Annotated in this window: 16 protein-coding genes; 6 read left to right on the top strand and 10 right to left on the bottom strand. The window is 55.4% G+C overall.

What is annotated here, in order from left to right; all coding sequences use genetic code 11:
* Positions 1-537 precede the first annotated feature (537 nt).
* On the top strand, positions 538-1,410 hold the full coding sequence (locus WC598_RS10915; RefSeq protein WP_372961530.1) for an alpha/beta fold hydrolase: 873 nt from the start codon (positions 538-540) through the stop codon (positions 1,408-1,410).
* Between the two features lie 246 nt (positions 1,411-1,656).
* On the opposite strand, the gene WC598_RS10910 is transcribed toward WC598_RS10915, so the two are convergent.
* On the bottom strand, positions 1,657-2,922 hold the full coding sequence (locus WC598_RS10910; protein WP_372961529.1) for a cation:proton antiporter: 1,266 nt from the start codon (positions 2,920-2,922) through the stop codon (positions 1,657-1,659).
* A gap of 1,086 nt (positions 2,923-4,008) precedes the next feature.
* Between WC598_RS10910 and WC598_RS10905 the strand changes: the two genes are divergently transcribed.
* Both WC598_RS10905 and WC598_RS10900 read left to right on the top strand, forming a co-directional pair.
* A complete protein-coding gene (locus WC598_RS10905; protein WP_372961528.1) occupies positions 4,009-5,211 on the top strand; it encodes a pyridoxal phosphate-dependent aminotransferase in 1,203 nt (400 codons plus the stop codon).
* A 117-nt stretch (positions 5,212-5,328) separates the two neighbouring features.
* The gene (locus WC598_RS10900) at positions 5,329-5,604 is read left to right on the top strand and encodes an acylphosphatase (protein ID WP_372961527.1); all 276 of its coding nucleotides are present in this window, start codon (positions 5,329-5,331) and stop codon (positions 5,602-5,604) included.
* Between the two features lie 131 nt (positions 5,605-5,735).
* Here WC598_RS10900 and WC598_RS10895 read toward each other — a convergent pair whose 3' ends face one another.
* From WC598_RS10895 to nifS, 7 genes are all read right to left on the bottom strand, one after another.
* Positions 5,736-8,066, bottom strand: coding sequence for a PGF-pre-PGF domain-containing protein (locus tag WC598_RS10895; RefSeq protein ID WP_372961526.1), 2,331 nt, complete (start codon positions 8,064-8,066; stop codon positions 5,736-5,738).
* 72 nt (positions 8,067-8,138) lie between these two features.
* The gene (locus WC598_RS10890; protein WP_372961525.1) at positions 8,139-10,265 is read right to left on the bottom strand and encodes a cache domain-containing protein; all 2,127 of its coding nucleotides are present in this window, start codon (positions 10,263-10,265) and stop codon (positions 8,139-8,141) included.
* Positions 10,266-10,438: 173 nt separating this feature from the next.
* Entirely contained in the window at positions 10,439-10,858 is a 420-nt protein-coding gene (locus tag WC598_RS10885; RefSeq protein WP_372961524.1) for a molybdenum cofactor biosynthesis protein MoaE, read from the bottom strand.
* Positions 10,859-10,869: 11 nt separating this feature from the next.
* Positions 10,870-11,148: a MoaD/ThiS family protein gene (locus WC598_RS10880; protein ID WP_372961523.1), complete on the bottom strand. Its 279-nt coding sequence runs from the start codon at positions 11,146-11,148 to the stop codon at positions 10,870-10,872.
* Positions 11,145-11,900, bottom strand: a complete 756-nt coding sequence (locus WC598_RS10875) for a ThiF family adenylyltransferase (RefSeq protein WP_372961522.1) — start codon at positions 11,898-11,900, stop codon at positions 11,145-11,147. Before WC598_RS10875 ends, WC598_RS10880 begins: the two co-directional genes overlap by 4 nt.
* 38 nt (positions 11,901-11,938) lie before the next feature.
* Entirely contained in the window at positions 11,939-12,376 is a 438-nt protein-coding gene (gene nifU, locus WC598_RS10870; protein WP_372961521.1) for a Fe-S cluster assembly scaffold protein NifU, read from the bottom strand.
* Entirely contained in the window at positions 12,366-13,565 is a 1,200-nt protein-coding gene (nifS, locus tag WC598_RS10865; protein WP_372961520.1) for a cysteine desulfurase NifS, read from the bottom strand. The genes nifU and nifS overlap by 11 nt, the downstream gene beginning before the upstream one ends.
* Before the next feature lie 185 nt (positions 13,566-13,750).
* Here nifS and WC598_RS10860 point away from each other — a divergent pair, with 185 nt between their 5' ends.
* Genes WC598_RS10860 through fdhD form a run of 3 tightly spaced genes read left to right on the top strand, consistent with a single transcriptional unit; the run spans position 13,751 to position 15,758 of the window.
* Entirely contained in the window at positions 13,751-14,089 is a 339-nt protein-coding gene (locus WC598_RS10860; protein WP_372961519.1) for a transcriptional regulator, read from the top strand.
* A gap of 51 nt (positions 14,090-14,140) precedes the next feature.
* Positions 14,141-14,968, top strand: coding sequence for an ATP-dependent sacrificial sulfur transferase LarE (gene larE, locus WC598_RS10855; RefSeq protein ID WP_372961518.1), 828 nt, complete (start codon positions 14,141-14,143; stop codon positions 14,966-14,968).
* Positions 14,969-14,993: 25 nt separating this feature from the next.
* Complete coding sequence (fdhD, locus tag WC598_RS10850; RefSeq protein WP_372961517.1) at positions 14,994-15,758, top strand: formate dehydrogenase accessory sulfurtransferase FdhD; 765 nt, start codon at positions 14,994-14,996, stop codon at positions 15,756-15,758.
* A gap of 6 nt (positions 15,759-15,764) precedes the next feature.
* Here the strand turns inward: fdhD and WC598_RS10845 are convergent, their stop codons facing one another.
* Together WC598_RS10845 and WC598_RS10840 are read right to left on the bottom strand one after the other, a co-directional pair.
* On the bottom strand, positions 15,765-16,691 hold the full coding sequence (locus WC598_RS10845) for a TIGR00269 family protein (protein ID WP_372961516.1): 927 nt from the start codon (positions 16,689-16,691) through the stop codon (positions 15,765-15,767).
* Between the two features lie 4 nt (positions 16,692-16,695).
* Positions 16,696-16,890: a thiamine biosynthesis protein ThiS gene (locus WC598_RS10840; RefSeq protein ID WP_372961515.1), complete on the bottom strand. Its 195-nt coding sequence runs from the start codon at positions 16,888-16,890 to the stop codon at positions 16,696-16,698.
* Between the last annotated feature and the right edge of the window lie 61 nt (positions 16,891-16,951).

Raw genomic sequence — 16,951 nt, 5'->3', positions numbered from 1 at the left:
GGTCGCTCTGATCGCGGTGGGGGGATAAGACCTGATCAGAAAAAAGAGGAGGGGGGGTGACCCCCCACCCCCCCCTGTTGTCCGGGCCTGCCTCATCAGATTTCCCGGCAGGTTGTTTACCCCCGTTTCACAAAAATAAGCCTTTACCATCGTTTCAATTTCTGCAAACGGACAAAGGATATATCCCGGTATCCCGGGAACATACATGCGTGGCAAAAACCACTCTACAAAAAAACCACTGAAAAGGAAGTGATCACCATGTCGAATAAAGAAAAGAAGGCAGTTGCTGCCGTATCAAAGACCACTCCCGCAGTGGCCAGGACCGCGGGCAAGAAGTCCCACGGAAAGAGAACCTAACCCATTTTTTCATTTCTCCCATCCTTCGTATTCTCTTCTCAAACGCGCTTTTCACATACGGCCAGTGGGCTGCCGGATCCCGGCCCGGCCAGGAAAAAACCCGAGAATTAATAACGGCCCCCAATAAACAGGTATCAATCCGGTTTCAGCTCTGCAGAAACCCAGTGATGAGGAGTATCCATGAACAAGAACCTGACAGTAACCCTGGCAATTGCTACCACCCTCTGCCTCGTGCTCGCAGCAGGGTGCACCGGTACCCCCGGTACCTCCAGCATCTGCCCGTCTCCGGCTTCGCAGGCTGACCTGCTGACCTACCCCGCAGTAAACATCAACGCAACGCCCATCCAGTACAAAGAAGTCAACGGCGTGAAACTCGCGTACCGGGAATTCGGATCCGGCGAGCCCCTTCTGATGATCACCGGATTTGGCAATACCATGAACTCGTGGAACGAGACATTCATCGGCATCCTTGCCTCGAAATACCATGTCTACATCTACGATCCCCGGGGAATGGGATACAGCAGCTACACGAACACAACGCCGCCGTCCCTCACCCAGTACTCCGAGGATGCAGCGGCACTGATGCAGGCACTCGGGTATGACAGCATGCACGTGTACGGGGTCTCCATGGGGTCCTCGACCTCCCAGCAGCTGGTGATCGATCACCCCGAACGCGTGCGGAAACTGGTCCTGGATTCCGTGACCTACAGCATCCGGCTTCCCGAGACACGACTCCTGCTTGCGCTCAATGAAAATATCAGTGTCAATCCCTCCCAGCCGGAAGGCACCCGCAGGGAGGCCCAGGCAAACCTTGCCTGGAATGGCTCCTGGGACAAGTTGTCCGGCATCCACAAGGATGTCATGCTCGTTGAGGGAACCAAGGATATTCTGACTCCCGATCCCATCTCGGTCCGGATGGCCTCGCAGATCAACGGCTCGTGGGTGGTGCGGTTCAACGGCCTTCCACACTTCGGATCCAAGTATGCCCCGGTCCAGTACGGGGAGAATGCCTTATACTTCCTCGGGATGAACGAGTCTCCCCTTGGACCGTAACTTTTTTTTAATCTATTTTTCTGCTCCGTAAAAACCTGCCAAAAGAGGAATCTGGGTGGGATGGAAACCCGGGCGCTCGCCGCCTCATCATGGCTCGCCCCGTGAAGCAAAACCTTACGGGAATCCATATGGTTTTTTACATGAGGGTTGTGGAGGCTTGCCACACAGGGTTGCCTCCCCCGTGTCACACTCACACATTCAACCCGAGTACGCAACACGGATGATTTCTAAAAAAGCATATTTTTCTTATTTCTGATGCTCTGATGAGACCGCGGTCTCTTTCCCAAACATCCAGAACAATTTCCGGTACGCTCTCGTAAAGGGAGTCTTCTCTAAGAGGAAGATCAGGATTGAGCAGGCAAGGATACTGAAGAAGATCACAATATAGGTAACATCCTGGATTGTCTGCCCTGCTGCAACTCCCGCTCCAAGCGGCAGTGACGCAAGAACGGCTGCAGCCAGTCCCTTGGGCTCCATGACAGCAACAACCGCTGCATCCGATGGGGGAATGCTCCGGGGAATGGTAAACCAGACAATGGCGATCCGGGCCAGGTAGATGAAGATCGTGAGGAGTGCTCCCATATAGATGATATTCATGTTCGTGAAGTGGATCGATATGCCGATGTAGATGAAGAAGAATGTCTTCAATAAGGAGACCAGCTGGGAAAAAAATTCCGTTTCTACGGGAGTGAGTTCAACCTGAGTGACCTTATCCACAAGGGACGGGAGGATCTTTTCAGCCTTGAAGTAATTCAGATTCCCGAGAGTCAGGCCGAGTGCAAGGGCAGCAATGGCCCCGGAAAACCCAAGGAGGCTGACAAACCCGAACACAATGAAGACAAAGGCCATGGTGATGAAGATACTCTTGATACTGGTGAGTTTGTGGTACACCGATGACCACCAGATACCAGCCACAACCCCGATGATAATCGCAATCAGGAACGAAGCGATAAATTCGCCAATGATATGGCCGGCATTAATTTTCTGGAGTTTCACCACATTCACAAGGGCCAGCAACACCACGATGCAGAGCACATCACTGATCGCAGATTCAAGCGCGAGAATGGCTTTTGTATCAGTCCCGATATTGAGGTAGCGGGTTAACGGTATGACAACTGCGGATGACGTGCCCCCGAGAATTGCACCGAGCATGCAGGCCTCAATGAGGGAGAAGCCTGCCCAGGAGGTCATGGTCACGATGCAGATGATGGTTATGACCACAAAACTGACTACTATGATGGCGGTTGTTCCGGTGATGGCTTTTTTTAAGGTCTCAATGGTGATGTGCAGGCCGCCTTCAAAGAGGATGATGGCGAGCGTGACCATCGTGAAGAGCGGGCCGACAACGCCAAACTCGGCGGGGGATACATACCCGAGGAACGGGCCGACAATGATACCGATGGCGATAAGAAAGAGTACATCGGGAATCTTGGTGAGCGTAAAAAACCGCGAGAGAATATTACCAAGAAATATGAGAAGCCCGAGAAACAGTACGGTGACTGCTGGATCCATTGGACAATATGTAGAGTCAAGATGAAATTATAGGTTTGGAATTGATGTGAGATTTAACGGACATGCATGGACACACGTGCCGGTCCTGCAAGGGTATGAACTATCCAACTACTCTTGATCGCCGGAACAGAACGTTCATTTTACCGGGGGATCCCCTCATCCTGCGTATAAAAAATAAGATTCATCTATCAGGTACCATACCCGGAGGTTGTTGATGTTTACCCACCAGAGCATCGCGATGAGTTCATTGGCAACGATCGTGTAATGCACCCGGTGCAGATCCGTCAAGCACATTGCGTTCCATGCAGGAGGCAAACACAAAGATTACTCTCGTAAGAACCGCAATCACGAGTGGCCGCGTGAACACAGCGGTCTGGAGGAGGAGAGCCCTCGGAGCAGACCGTTACCTGATTGGCGGCTGCTTCCGTTGTAGAGCTACAACAAAAAACCCCTGGAGAATAAAAAAGAGAGATCCGGAGGAGTGGACATATCCCCGGATGCACAACCGGTTCTGTGCTGCTGTATGAGGCGATTGTTACCGGATTTTGGCAGGTTTCTGCCGGATGGGTGCGATAATTCTGTGTGGGTGCGTGCTGGTGACGTGAGGTCAGGACAGGGTCATGGGACACATACCAGGAAGAGCGTCTGTAGTATTCATGGGTCTCCCTGATTGCGCCGGCCCTGCCGTGTTCCGGCCCGGGCTACAATACTCTCCGGCGCCCCGGGCACCACCGATACGAGAGAGGGGGGCTCCCCGGAGTGAACCGGGATAAGCCCGGGCCGGGCCGGACAAATCTGTTCCGGCACCGGTCACGGTATCGGCGGGGGTCGCGTGGTGTGTGTTCATGACTGGTTCCTGTTCACCATGGTGAACACAGAGTATGGGACCGGTGCGGATATATACCGTGATTTTGTGTCAGATTTTGCCACAATCTTCAGCCGGGTCCAACCGGAATTACGGGTCCGGGACGGCTGCATGAGGGCAGATTCCGTGCCATCGGGATAACCAGACCGGCCACCGGAAAGGAAGGGGACGCGACAGAATCAAACCTGATACCTTATTTTCCCATACACTAACCGGTTACTATGAAACATGCCCGATCCGGCATAGGAAAGATCCAGAAGGCCACAGGTGCAGGTTCCCTGTTCTCGGCCCACCCGTCCAGGGCAGACACCTTCACCGAATCCGTTATCCGGGAGATGACAAGGCTTGCCCTTGCCCACAACGCGATCAACCTGGCCCAGGGGTTCCCCGACTTCCCCTGCCCCGGAGAGCTCAAGATCGCGGCCTCTGAAGCGGTCCGGAACGACCACAACCAGTACGCGATCACCTGGGGTGCAAAGAACCTCCGGGATGCGCTCTCAGTACGGGTGAAGAAATTCAATGGCATGGACTTCGATCCCGAAACCGAGATCACCGTAACCTGCGGGTCTACCGAAGCCATGATGGCCTCGATGCTCGCGATCATCCGGCCGGGCGACGAAGTTATCGTCCCCGAACCATTCTACGAGAACTATGGCCCGGATGCCGAGATCTCCGGGGCGGTCCCGAAGTACGTCCCGCTCGCAGGGGACTTCTCTATCGACGAAGAGGCCTGGAAGAAAGCCGTCACCCGGAAGACCCGGGCGATCATCCTCAACACCCCCAACAATCCCACGGGAAAGATCTTTACGAAGAGCGAACTCTCGTTCATCCGCGACCTTTGTGTGGAAAACAACCTCGTTGCCCTGACCGACGAGATCTACGAACATATCGTCTACGACGGCAAAAAACACATCTCGCTCGGGTTGCTGGACGGTATGGAGGACCGGACCGTGACCATTGGCAGCTTTTCCAAGACCTACAGCGTCACCGGCTGGAGAGTGGGCTATGCGCTTGCCGGTGAAGAACTCACGGCACGGATCCGCAAGATCCACGATTTCCTCACCGTGGGAGCCCCGGCGCCCCTGCAGCAGGCAGCCGTTGCTGCGCTGGCACTTCCGGATTCCTACTATCACGGGCTTGCAGAGGAATACGACCGCAAGCGGCACATCCTCTTTGACGGGCTCAAAAAGGCGGGGTTCTCCTGCGAACTTCCCGACGGAGCCTACTACATCTTCACGGACATTGCCAGTTTCGGGAAGAACGATGTGGAGTTCGCCCGACACCTTGTGGAGAAGATCGGGGTTGCTGCAGTCCCCGGCAGTTCGTTCTATCACAAGGGAGGCGAGACAAAGCTCCGCTTCACCTTCTCAAAAAAGGACGAGACGCTGCACGATGCCTGCACCAGGCTCGAGAAATTATCGTAACCGGCACCGGAAGGGATTGCCGGGAAAGCAGAACAGCCGGATACCCCGGCCATATCAGCATATTCCACGGAATCAAAAAACCAAGAATTTAAACAATGGCATCCACCTCTCAATAGTATGGAGCGGATCACCGCAGTGGCACGGGGGAAGGTCCAGGGTGTGGGGTACCGGCAGTTCATCTCCGACTGTGCCCGCCGGATGGGAATCCACGGGGAAGTCATGAATCTGCCGGATGGCTCAGTCCGGATCGTAGTCGAGGGTCACCCATCAGCCCTTGCAGATTTCATCTGTTTTGCCCATGCGGAGGAGAGTCCGCTGATCCGCGTGGAAAACCTGGCCGTAAAAAAAGAGCCCGCAACCGGTGAATTCCGGGGATTCTTTGTCCACTGGTAACCTGTTCGGAGGAGTTCCGGACCAATCCGTTTTTTTTAAACAGCCTGGCGTTAGTTACCACCACAGGAAATGATTCACCACGTTGATAAGAACAAGACGATTCGTATTTCGTTTAAAAAAAGGTGAAAGGTTTAGTCGTACTTCCTGAAGAGGGCCGGGTTCTGCCGCCGTACCCACCAGCGCCGGACAAGCCAGGCCACAACGAAGATGAGGACGATCACAGCTGCCCATGCAGCGATCGTCACGAGCGGGAGACCCCGGGGCGGGAAGAAGACCTGCACGATCGATGGCTGTGACGGAGTTGGAGCCGGGGCAGGGATTGCAGGGACCATTGTTGTCACAACGGTAACAGCCTCTCCACTACCGGACGGGGTTGGCGAAAGATCCGCTGCTGCACTATCAACCCGCATCGTCTCACCGGCTGCCGGAACAACAGCCGTACCGTTCACCTGCGCTGCAGTGCCAGCCTTACGGGCAACTGCAAAGTATGAGAAGCCCGGCGTGGTGGCACCAAACTCGTACGCAGCAGCACCGGTCTGTTTCAGGCTGGTCGGCAGTTCCACCCACTGGTTGCCCACGTACCGCAGCAGCACAACCTGTTCAGGAGGAATATGCCGCTCGTCAAGCCAGGCCTTGTTCACCGAGAATACGATATCCGCGTGATCTATGGCATCCGGGTTGATCCAGTTTACGGTAATACGGTAGTAACCGGCAACATCCCGGCCGCTCAGCAGGATCGGGGAGCCGGGTGTAGCGGACGTAAGGATACACTCCACCTGCCCGGTCGTGCGGGAGGGGGTGATCGTGACCGATTCAACAGAGGTTGTCCCGGCCGGGGATGCGGGCGTAAAAGCAAAGGTCACCGGCTGGCCGGCCGGAGCCCCGGGGTTGAGGACAACCTGGGGTGTGCCGGAGGGACTGCCGGCAGTATCCCCGGAATCGATGGAGTACTGGGCATTGACCCGGACATTGAACGAAGCTGTCGCCCCGGAGACCACAGTACCCGACTCATCCTTGCCAACAAGGCTGATCGTATAGGTGCCAGGGCTCGTCAGGGTCGTGAAATCCGACCCGAACTCAAAGAGGGAGTTGTACTTCTGGTACGGATTCGATGACCCGGGATAGTTGTTGTAGTACCGGGATAAATTGACCTCATGCGTTGATGTGGAGACCACATTTCCTGTTGCATCAGTGACCGTGCAGGCAAGCTGGGAGGTCCGCTTGTCAATGGAATACCAGTAGGGCGTGGAGGTTGATGATACCGTGGAGGGAATGGGCTTGGTCACACCGTAGACCGTGAAGACCTGTCCCGGGATTATGTCGATCGTTCCCGAGGGATTGACATACACCGATTTCCAGGCAGTATCATTGGGGTCATAGAGATTCTCGTAACTCGTACCGGTGGGATTCCGTACATCAAGGTGGGTGAGGGCAATCCGGTTGCTCCCGCTGAACTGCCGGAGCGCCGACGTCAGCTGCTGCTGGATACCCTGAACGTCATAATACGTGAGGACCGGTTCCCCGTTCTCGTAATAGAGGAAGGTCGTGTTGACCCCGTCCTGCAGGTTGTATTTCAGGATCGGGGCCACTTCCACGGAATACGTAGTACTTGCACTGTTGATATTGTAGACAAACATCGTGTTGTTGGCAACCGCAACGGTATCTGTCGTCGTGCCGCCCAGATCATTGACGATCTCGATCCCGTTATTCGGGGCTGCAAGGGTCCGGAAGTTGGACCAGTTGTTCCCGCCATCAGAGAAATACCCGGGAAAATTATCGAAGTAGGTCCGGAGGCCGTGATCGATCGCATACTGGATCCGGACATTCTTGCTGGTAGTCGGGCGGTTGGTTCCAAGGGCCGTGTCCGTGATCCCGAACGTGATCGTCTTTGTCACGCTGGTGCCGGCCAGGGTCCCGGAGAGCCCGGTTACATTGAGCTTGTAATTCCCGGCGGTCAGGTCCACGAGGGGATAGCCGGAACTGTTCGTGTACGTTGTATTGTAATTCTTGGTAACCCCGCCAAGGACGAGCCCTCCATAGTAGGAGTTGGTGACAACAACCTTGTTGTTCGGGTCGGTGTAGCCCCCGGGCTCTTTGATAATATCCGGGACATAGCCCCCTCGGACCGGTGATGCTGAGGTTGATCCCACAAACGACCAGTCAATCTGGCTGCTGTTGGTCACGCCGGTAACGGGATCGACATGGCTCCGGATGGACCGCACCGGAAGTCCCGTGCAGATATCACCGGTACAGGCGCTTTCAGGATAGAGCTCAATCCGGATATCCCCGGGGTTTCCTAGTGCAGGGGAAAATGTGCCATAAACGTAAAAATCCCTCAGTTCGGCAAACCGGGTCTCGTTGGCACTCGGCTGGGTTATGACCAGGGAGGAACCATCTGCACTCGCCACCGGCACGGACAACAGAAACACCAACAGGACGAAGACAGCACAGAATCCCCTCATAGCAGGGAATACTCGTGAGATATTATAATCATTGCTATTTGTTTTGGGCAGTCAAGGGCAGTAAAAACAGGCTTATGGAGTACCGGCCCCGTCACCAAACCGGTACGCCCCTTCCGGCACGGTAATCTCGAACCGTGCGCCGGTTTCGTACATCCCGGTCTCCCGGATCGAGATATCGGTAATACCAAGGATCTCCCGGACAAGGAACAGTCCCATGCCCTTCTGTGAACCATACCCCCGTTCAAATATATTCTCTTTATCCGAATCCGGAATTCCAGCCCCATTGTCCTCAAAATACATGGTCAGATGGCCGGTTGTTTCCCGATAGTGGAGGGAGATAACGGTTGCCGTTTTTGCATGCCGGATCACATTCTCGGCCAGGTTGAAAAAGACAGTTTCCAGCAGGGGATCGGCATACAGCTCCAGGTTGTCCAGGTGGATGGAGTGGGATAATCCGGAGGTATCCAGGCGGGAGATGGCAATGAGGAATACCTGGTTCAGGTTCTGCCACCGGGGGGAGTTTATTCCCATATCCTGGTAATTTTTAGCAAACACGAGGCTCGTTGAAATTTTTTCGGTAATTTCTTTCTCTTTTTTCACATATGCAGCAGCGTTCTCATCCAGGGGTAGTTCTCTTAAGAGTTCAATATACCCTTCAAGGCTGAAGAGTGCGTTCTGAATATCCTGGAAGGTGATGGTGTTGAGGAGGTTGAGTTTCTTACGCGCCTGCGTGAGAGCCTGCTGGCTTTTCTGGAGTTCATCGTAATTGTGCTTCAGCTCTTCAGCAGTTGCAGTCATCTGCTCATACGCGGCAGAGAGTTCCCCGCTCTTTTTGAGCAACTCCACCTGTACCCGTTTACGCTCGGTAATGTCCCTGAAGATGCCCTCAATACCCGCGATCTTCCCGTCCGGCCCCGTGTAATAATGAGTATGGGTTGAGACCCAGATCGGGGTACCGTCTTTTCGTTTGAGCTGGACTTCGTAATCCTCAAGATACCCCTTTTCCGAGAGAATCCGGAGCATCTCCTCCCGCTTCTCCGGCCGGTAATAGAATGTTTCGGCAATCGGTTTACCCAGGACCTCGTCAAGGGAATCATACAGGAGGCTCTTGAGAAAACTGGGGCTTACCAGGATCAGGTTCCCGTCGAGACTGCTCCGGTAAAAAATATCCTGGATAGTCTCAAGGATGGTTCGGTAATTCCGCTCGCTCTCCCGTAACGCAGCTTCAGAAGCCTTCCGTAGTTCCTCCTCTTTGAGAATTCCCCAGGCCCGCGTTGTATAATAGGCGGAGAAGAACAGGATGATGATGAGAATTCCCGAGATGATGATGAGATCATTGCGGAATCCCTGAAGGGTACTCAGGATTTCTTGCTCAGGGGTTGCGACAACGATCATCCAGTGGGTATCGCCGATGATTACCGGGTAATAGACAGCCTGGTATTTTTCCGGACCACCCGTTTTCGGTTGCGCAGATTCAAGCGTATAGGATGAGATCCCCCGGTTGCCTTTCACGGCTTCGGAGACAAACGCCAGAGCAGTCGGCGATCGGTTATAGACCGTAAAGGCAGACCGGTCAACCAGGCCGGAATCCGGGGAGTAGAGGATTGTCCCGTTCTGGTTGAACGCCCAGGCATAGCCGGACTCCAGGATACGGACGGATTCAAGGTCTTTCTGGGTCAGCTGCTCAAACGGTATCAGTATCGTAAGACTGCCATCATAGATACCGTCCTTAAAGACCGGCATGGAAAATGCGACCGTCCGGAATCCCTGGACCGCGGTAAAAACATCGCTTGTCACCACCTGGTGCCCGGTCATGGATTTCCGGACATGGGGCTGGGACGAAATGTCTGCCCCGGTTGAGGCTTCGTACGGGTAGGTATAAACGATTGTCCCGTTCCGGTCAACCCGGGTGATGGAAGCAATATCCTGTGAATGCCGGAAGAAAAATTCCTGCATCAGTTCCCGCCCTTCCGAATCCATGCTGACAACATGCTCATTGTCCACAAGGAATGAGAGGGTATGGTTGTACGTTGAGAAGAACCGTTCAATGCTTTGAGCTGCCTGCCCGGCATGCACCATCTGCTCGGTGTTGAGCTGGTTGATGGTGGTTGATTCCACTTCCGTGTATACGGACAGGAGCAGTACCCCGCAGACAACGAATAAGACAAGGAACAGTGCAAGTTGCCGCAGGTATCTCATTTCAGGAAGTACTCCGGGTTGTGAACAACCTTACCTGAATCCTGAAAATATTTGTAGTTTCTGCATTGAGGACGACGGCAGAAAGGCCGCGGGATAGCGGTCAGACGGGATGGCGGGTAATCGTGATGTTGGCAGAACCGGACCACGGAAATACCAGGATCCGGATAAAAAGATCAGTGATGGCCCGACCCGTGGCCGTGCTCGCCGGGAACCCATCGCCCGCCATCTTTGGTGAGCTCCTTTTTCCAGACAGGCACGCTCTTCTTGATCTCCTCGATGATGTACCGCGAGCCGGCATAGGCATCCGGGCGATGGCCGGCGCTCACGACGATGATTAAGATGTTCTCGCCAACAGAGAGCCTCCCGATACGGTGTACGATATCCACGTGCTGGAGATGGAACTGCTCTGTTGCGGCCATTGCAATCTTCTCCAGTTCGGGAACCGCAACATCCTCGTAGGCTTCCAGTTCCATCTCGGTGATCCCGTCATTACGGACAATCCCGTCAAAAACCACAACGGCCCCGGTTTCGGGCGTCTTTGCAGCCGTAATGAGAGCCCCGATATCCACATCGTCAGTCTGGATCCGTATCATGGTACCTCCTCTTATCCCCCGGCAACCGGGGGGAAGACCGCGATCTCGTCCCCGTCAGCAACCAACACCGTTGCCGCATCGGCAAGCTCCACCCGCTTCCCGTTCCGCATAACGATGACAAACTCGCGGAACATGCCGTGCTCGTCAAAGATGGCATCGTAGCCTTCCTTCTTCGTTCCTGCAATCTCCTTTACCAGTGCAAGGAGGGTAGTTCCCGTATTGGGATTCGTGATGAGATCGGTGCCGAGCAGCTCCCGGAACCGTGCAAAAAACCGTAGCTTTACCGTCATGATTTCCCCTTGATACTATGATCGGATTTTCCCGTTCCGCACACCGGGCAGGCCGGGTTCTTCTCAATGCAGAGTTCTTCTGCCCTCGATTCCACACCGTCCCAGATGAGAAGCCGGTTTGCGAGGAGTTTTCCTTCTCCGGTGATGTACTTGACAGCCTCGTTTGCCTGGATTGTCCCGATGATCCCGGGGGTTACCCCTACAACCGGGAAGACCTCCTTTGGCGGGGCTCGTGGGAAGATGCACCGGAGGCAGGGGGTTGTGCCGGGAAGGATCGTTGTTACCTGCCCGTGAAGGCCCCGTATCGCTCCGTGAAAGAGAGGGATCTGCTTCTTCTGGGAAGATGCGTTGAGAAGATAGCGGGTGGGGTAGTTGTCCATGGCATCTACGATCCCATCTGCATCCCCGACGAGCCGGTCAACATTGGACTCGTTGATGGTGGTATCAATCACGTTCACCCGGATATCCGGGTTTATTGCGCAGAGTTTCTCGTGTGCCGATTCCGTCTTCCTCCTCCCGATGTCGCGGTCGAAGTGGAGAATCTGCCGGTTGAGGTTCGAGAGATCGACAACATCCTTGTCCACGAGCGTCAGCGTTCCCACGCCTGCAACCGCGAGGTAGAGAGAAATGGGGGAGCCAAGACCCCCGGCCCCCGCTACAAACAGATGGGATCTTTTCAGTTTTTCCTGCCCCTCTTCGCCAAAGAGCAGGATCTGCCGTTTATACCGTTCGAGTTCGCGTTCTGATAACATGGTTCACCAGATATCCCGTATCGGATGCATCCAGGGGTTTAGTGCTGGCAGGTAAGACCTTCTTCGTGCTCATCGTGGGAATGGGGATTCTTCTCTTCCCATTCAGGAAGACCCTGTTTCTTCCGGTAATCATTGATCGCCTTGTGAATGCCTTCCTCGGCCAGCACCGAACAGTGCATCTTTATCGGGGGCAGACCTTCGAGCGCTTCTGCAACCGCCTTGTTGGAAACCTCCCAGGCTTCCTCCAGGGTCTTTCCCCGGACAAGTTCCGTTGCCATGCTGCTCGATGCAATGGCAGCTCCGCAGCCGAACGTCTTGAACCTGGCGTCAGTAACAACATTGTCCTTGATCTTCAGGAAGATCTTCATGATGTCCCCGCAGACCGGGTTCCCGACTTCTCCGATTCCATCCGCATCCTCCATCTCGCCCACGTTCCTTGGGTTCTTGAAATGGTCCATAACCTTGTCACTGTACATTGCAGCCACCTTCCTTTCCGTTTTTGGTATACAGGGGAGACATCTCCCGCAGGCGTAATACGATCTTCGGCAGTTCTTCGAGCACGCGGTCCACATCGGCATCCGTGTTGCTGTTGCCAAGGGTGAGCCGGAGCGACCCGTGGGAGACCTCGACCGGCAGACCGGTTGCAAGGAGGACATGGGAGGGTTCGAGCGACCCCGAGGTGCAGGCACTCCCGGTCGAGGCGCAGATACCCTCGTCATCCAGCCAGAGAAGCATGGACTCCCCCTCGATAAACTCGAAGCTTATGTTAATGTTGCCGGGCAGTCGCTTCTCCGGGTGGCCATTCAGGTAAGCATGGGGGATCGTTTTGAGGATACCGGCCTGGAGCCGGTCTTTCAGTGCCCGGATCTTCCGGTTGTGCCCTTCGATATCGGCAGTTGCCATCTCGATAGCTTTCCCGAGGCCGACAATACCTGCGATGTTCTCGGTCCCTGCCCGGCGCCTCCGCTCCTGGCCGCCGCCGTGGATCAGGTTGTCGATCTTTGTCCCTTTACGGATGTAGAGGACACCGGCACCCTTGGGACCGTAGAACTTGTGGGCCGAGAGCGAGAGAAGATCGATACCCTGCGCATTTACATCAATTGGCACATTGCCGATCGCCTGGACGGCGTCGGTATGGAAGTACACCTTGTGCTTCTTTGCAACCGCTGCCAGTTCCGCGATGGGTTCGATCGTGCCGATCTCGTTGTTGGCATACATGATCGAGACAAGGATCGTCTTGTCGGTGATGGCCTTCTCAAGCTCGGCCGGGTCAACGAGACCATACTTGTCGACCGGGAGATAGGTGACCGTGAACCCTTCCTTTTCAAGGTACTGGCAGGTATGCAGAATGGCGTGGTGCTCAATCTTCGAGGTGATGATATGGTTGCCCTTCTTCCGGTTTGCCAGGGCAACTCCCTTGAGGGCCCAGTTGTCGGACTCGCTGCCACCGGAGGTGAAGTAGATCTCGTACGGTTCGGCACCCAGGGCCCTGGCCACCTGCGCCCGGGCAGTATCGATTGCATTCCTGGATTCGCGGGCAATACCGTAGATTGATGACGGGTTGCCGAAGTGCTCGGTATAATAGGGGATCATCGCATCCACAACCTCCTTTCGTGCAGGGGTGGTTGCGGAATGGTCCATGTAAATGATACGCTTCTCTCCCATGGTTCACCGTATACCTGAATATGTGCGCTGGTCGTCTGATTATTCTTTCCTTCCGACCCATGACGGAGAACTGCCGGGGCAATCGTCCTTTATGAGGGTAAGGTATATGTGCTGCCACGACCAATTCACAATTGTGAATACGATCTATTATGTCGCGATTGTGACAACATAAAGGTTGTGATGTGATGGAAGCTCCCTGTCAGAAGATAGTTTGGGATGTCCTGCCGGCAATCCGGGCAGCGATTGCAGTAGAACTGGTCAGGTGCGGCGTATCCCAGGTGGAAGCATCACGGATGCTCGAGATCGCGCCATCCGCAGTCTCCCAGTACCTCTCGGGAAAACGGGGGTACCGCATAGAATTCGAGAGCGATGTCAAGCACTCGATAGAACTGCTTGCAAAGGATCTCAAAGACAAGAAAAGTATCAATCTCGTAAAGCGCACCTGCGACATCTGCCGCCAGCTGCGCGAAGGCGACGAGAACCAGTGCCCCGGGCCCACGGATGCCGAAAGGTGCGGTTCCTGATTTTTAATACCCGGACTTTGATCCCCATTTTTCTTTCCTGCGAGACGCATCATGACGCCAGACGACAAACACCGGCAGTTAAAGGCAATAATCGCCGGCAAAGGATCCATGCTGGTCGCATTCTCGGGGGGCGTTGACAGCACGCTCCTCGCCGATGTGGCCCGCGAGGTCCTGGGCAAAAAATCGCACTGCGTGTTCCTTGACAGCCCGGTGGTGCCGAGAGCGGCTGTAGCAGACGCAAAAAAGATTGCAGCCGATCTCGCCCTTACGCTCGACATTATCAGCGTGCCCCAGCTGGAGCACGAAGAGTTCTGCAGCAACACGGCCGACCGCTGTTATCACTGCAAGAAGATCTCTTCGGGGGTTCTGAAGAAACGGGCTGATGAACTGGGTCTTGCCTGTATTGCCGATGGTATCAATGTCTCGGACATGGGTGAGCACCGCCCCGGCCTCCGGGCATCCTCCGAGGAGGGTATCCTCCACCCGTTCATCGATGCGGGGATGACCAAACAGGATATCCGTGCCATTGCACAGGAGCGCGGTCTTCCGGTCTGGCAGAAACCTTCGGCGGCCTGCCTCTCCTCCCGCATCCCCTACGGGGATCCGATCACCCGGGAAAAACTCGGGGTCATCGAGGAGGCCGAGGCATACCTCGCGGGCCTTGGACTCACCCAGCTTCGCGTCCGGCTGCACGATACGATTGCCCGGATCGAAGTACCGAATGATGAGCGGGAGAAACTCCTGGAGCACCAGGCAGACGTGATACGGGAATTCAAACGGATCGGGTTTACGTATGTCACCCTTGATCTCGAAGGATACCGCAGCGGCAGCATGGACGAAGTGCTCACACCTGCGGGCGAACCCGGCCGGCACCGGTAGTGTTACGATTATTTGGAGATGATGAATGTACAGAAAATTACCCTGCAAGCGGATTGACGGGGAACTCTGCGAGGATCACCTGCACGAAGTGATCGAGGAAGTCCCGCTCGCCCTCTTTGTCAACGGACGGCATGCCATGACCGCGATGATGAGCCCGGTGATGCTCGAAGAGTTTGTCACCGGCTACCTCTTCACCGAGCAGATCATCAAAGGAATCGACGAGATCGAATCGATCAAGATCGAGAAGAACCGGATGAGCGTGATCACGACCAACCTCTTCAAGGTACTCGGCCCGAAAAAGACGATCCTCTCCGGATGCGGAGGGAGCACGTCGTTCATCGACACGGAGAAACTCCCGAAGATCCAGTCGGATTACCATATAACCACGCAGGAGATTTGGAATGCCGGAAAAGCCGTGCTCAATTCCGAGCTCCACCGCCTCACCGGGGGCATCCATATCGTTGCTCTCCTTGACGGGGAAAAGATCGTGGCCGTCTCCGAGGATATCGGGCGACATAACGCCCTTGACCGGGTGATCGGCTTTGGCCTCCGCAACAGGATGGATCTCTCGAAGACCTATGTCATGGTCTCAGGAAGGATCTCATCCGAGATGGTGAGAAAGTGCTTAATAGCCAATATCCCGATCATCGTCTCACGGGGAGCAACGACAACGCTTGCCGTTGAGACCGCTGAAAAGACCGGCCTGACCGTCGTGGGATTTTCCCGGGGCGGGAAGATGAACATCTACACGCACCCGGAACGGGTCTCGGTCGTAAAACCGGGCCCCTGAACTCTTTCACCGGCCCAGTGTCTTTTTCAGCTGGCAGAGCTGGCAGAGTTCCCCGCTGCAGGGATCGCCGCAGAGCCGGCAGTGCCGGATTGGTTCCGGGGCGAGAGCTCCGGCACACCGCATTTCTATCGTTTTCTTGCTCTCCAGCAGATGCAGCATTGTGCCGGGATGGCGGTATTCCAGCGTGGAGAGAATAGACCGCACCTCCCTCCGCAGGGCATACCGGGAGTACGGACATTCGGGAAGATCCGTCCAGGCATTGTTCAGCAGGAGCCAGGTTGCGATCTCCTTTTCAGCAATCTTCATGAGGGGCTTGATCCGGGGAATGAACCGGCCGGAGGAATCCGATCCGCTGTTCCGGACAAGACGCGAAAGATCCCCCCGGAAGACGTTCATTAAGACTGACTGGGCCTCATCATCAAGGTTATGGCCGGTGGCAAGTTTTGTTGCGCCCGCCCGCTCTGCCCCCACGATAAGCGCTTTTTTCCGCAGAACCCCGCAGATGCTGCAGGCCTCCTTTTCCCGGCCTTTGAGATACTCATCAAGGGTAGCGCCAAACAGGTCTTCAAACGCGATTCGGTGGTGTTCCACCCCGAGGGAATTTACGAGGAGTTCGGCGGAACGGACCGTCTCATCCCGGTAGCCGGCAATTCCTTCGTCAATGGTTATAGCAACGAGGCTCACGCCGTCCCACAAGGGAAGGAGCCGGTGGAGAAGCATCAGGAGAGCGGTGCTGTCCTTTCCCCCGCTCAGGGCAACGGCCACCCGGTCCCCGGGAACAATCATCGACTCTTCCCGGATCGTTTCAGCTACGCGGTCGCAGATATCAGCAATGGCATGAGCGCTGCACAGGTGCCGCCCGCTCTGCCGCTGGAACAGGACTGCGGGGCCCGTGCAGAGCGAGCAGCGCGGCACCTCCGGCCTGCCGTCCATCGCATCAGCCCCCGTGGGCTATCCGGAGCAGCCGGATCTCGTCACCGGTCCCAATCACGGTATCTTCGGTGATCAGGATCCCGTCCCGCGACGCGATAACCTCCAGCGGGTTGATACCCTCGCCAAGCAGGATCGCCTCAAGAGTCGATGGAGGCATGTCAAGAACCCGGGCTGAACGGTCGGGCAAGAGGAGTTTCATCAGGTACTAATACCTGTGCCGGCAGGTTTCATAAACATCCGGGTGACCCTCCATCACCAAC

The organism is Methanoregula sp., assembly GCF_041645475.1.
Lineage (GTDB): Archaea > Halobacteriota > Methanomicrobia > Methanomicrobiales > Methanospirillaceae > Methanoregula.
The sequence above is the reverse complement of the archived record's forward strand: the minus strand, read 5'-3'. Positions and strand labels throughout refer to the sequence as shown.

Coding starts and splice junctions, on each gene's coding strand:
- WC598_RS10915 (WP_372961530.1), top strand. CDS start 538: ATGAACAAGAACCTGACAGTAACCCTGGCAATTGCTACCACCCTCTGC.
- WC598_RS10910 (WP_372961529.1), bottom strand. CDS start 2,922: ATGGATCCAGCAGTCACCGTACTGTTTCTCGGGCTTCTCATATTTCTT.
- WC598_RS10905 (WP_372961528.1), top strand. CDS start 4,009: ATGAAACATGCCCGATCCGGCATAGGAAAGATCCAGAAGGCCACAGGT.
- WC598_RS10900 (WP_372961527.1), top strand. CDS start 5,329: ATGGAGCGGATCACCGCAGTGGCACGGGGGAAGGTCCAGGGTGTGGGG.
- WC598_RS10895 (WP_372961526.1), bottom strand. CDS start 8,066: ATGAGGGGATTCTGTGCTGTCTTCGTCCTGTTGGTGTTTCTGTTGTCC.
- WC598_RS10890 (WP_372961525.1), bottom strand. CDS start 10,265: ATGAGATACCTGCGGCAACTTGCACTGTTCCTTGTCTTATTCGTTGTC.
- WC598_RS10885 (WP_372961524.1), bottom strand. CDS start 10,858: ATGATACGGATCCAGACTGACGATGTGGATATCGGGGCTCTCATTACG.
- WC598_RS10880 (WP_372961523.1), bottom strand. CDS start 11,148: ATGACGGTAAAGCTACGGTTTTTTGCACGGTTCCGGGAGCTGCTCGGC.
- WC598_RS10875 (WP_372961522.1), bottom strand. CDS start 11,900: ATGTTATCAGAACGCGAACTCGAACGGTATAAACGGCAGATCCTGCTC.
- nifU (WP_372961521.1), bottom strand. CDS start 12,376: ATGTACAGTGACAAGGTTATGGACCATTTCAAGAACCCAAGGAACGTG.
- nifS (WP_372961520.1), bottom strand. CDS start 13,565: ATGGGAGAGAAGCGTATCATTTACATGGACCATTCCGCAACCACCCCT.
- WC598_RS10860 (WP_372961519.1), top strand. CDS start 13,751: ATGGAAGCTCCCTGTCAGAAGATAGTTTGGGATGTCCTGCCGGCAATC.
- larE (WP_372961518.1), top strand. CDS start 14,141: ATGACGCCAGACGACAAACACCGGCAGTTAAAGGCAATAATCGCCGGC.
- fdhD (WP_372961517.1), top strand. CDS start 14,994: ATGTACAGAAAATTACCCTGCAAGCGGATTGACGGGGAACTCTGCGAG.
- WC598_RS10845 (WP_372961516.1), bottom strand. CDS start 16,691: ATGGACGGCAGGCCGGAGGTGCCGCGCTGCTCGCTCTGCACGGGCCCC.
- WC598_RS10840 (WP_372961515.1), bottom strand. CDS start 16,890: ATGAAACTCCTCTTGCCCGACCGTTCAGCCCGGGTTCTTGACATGCCT.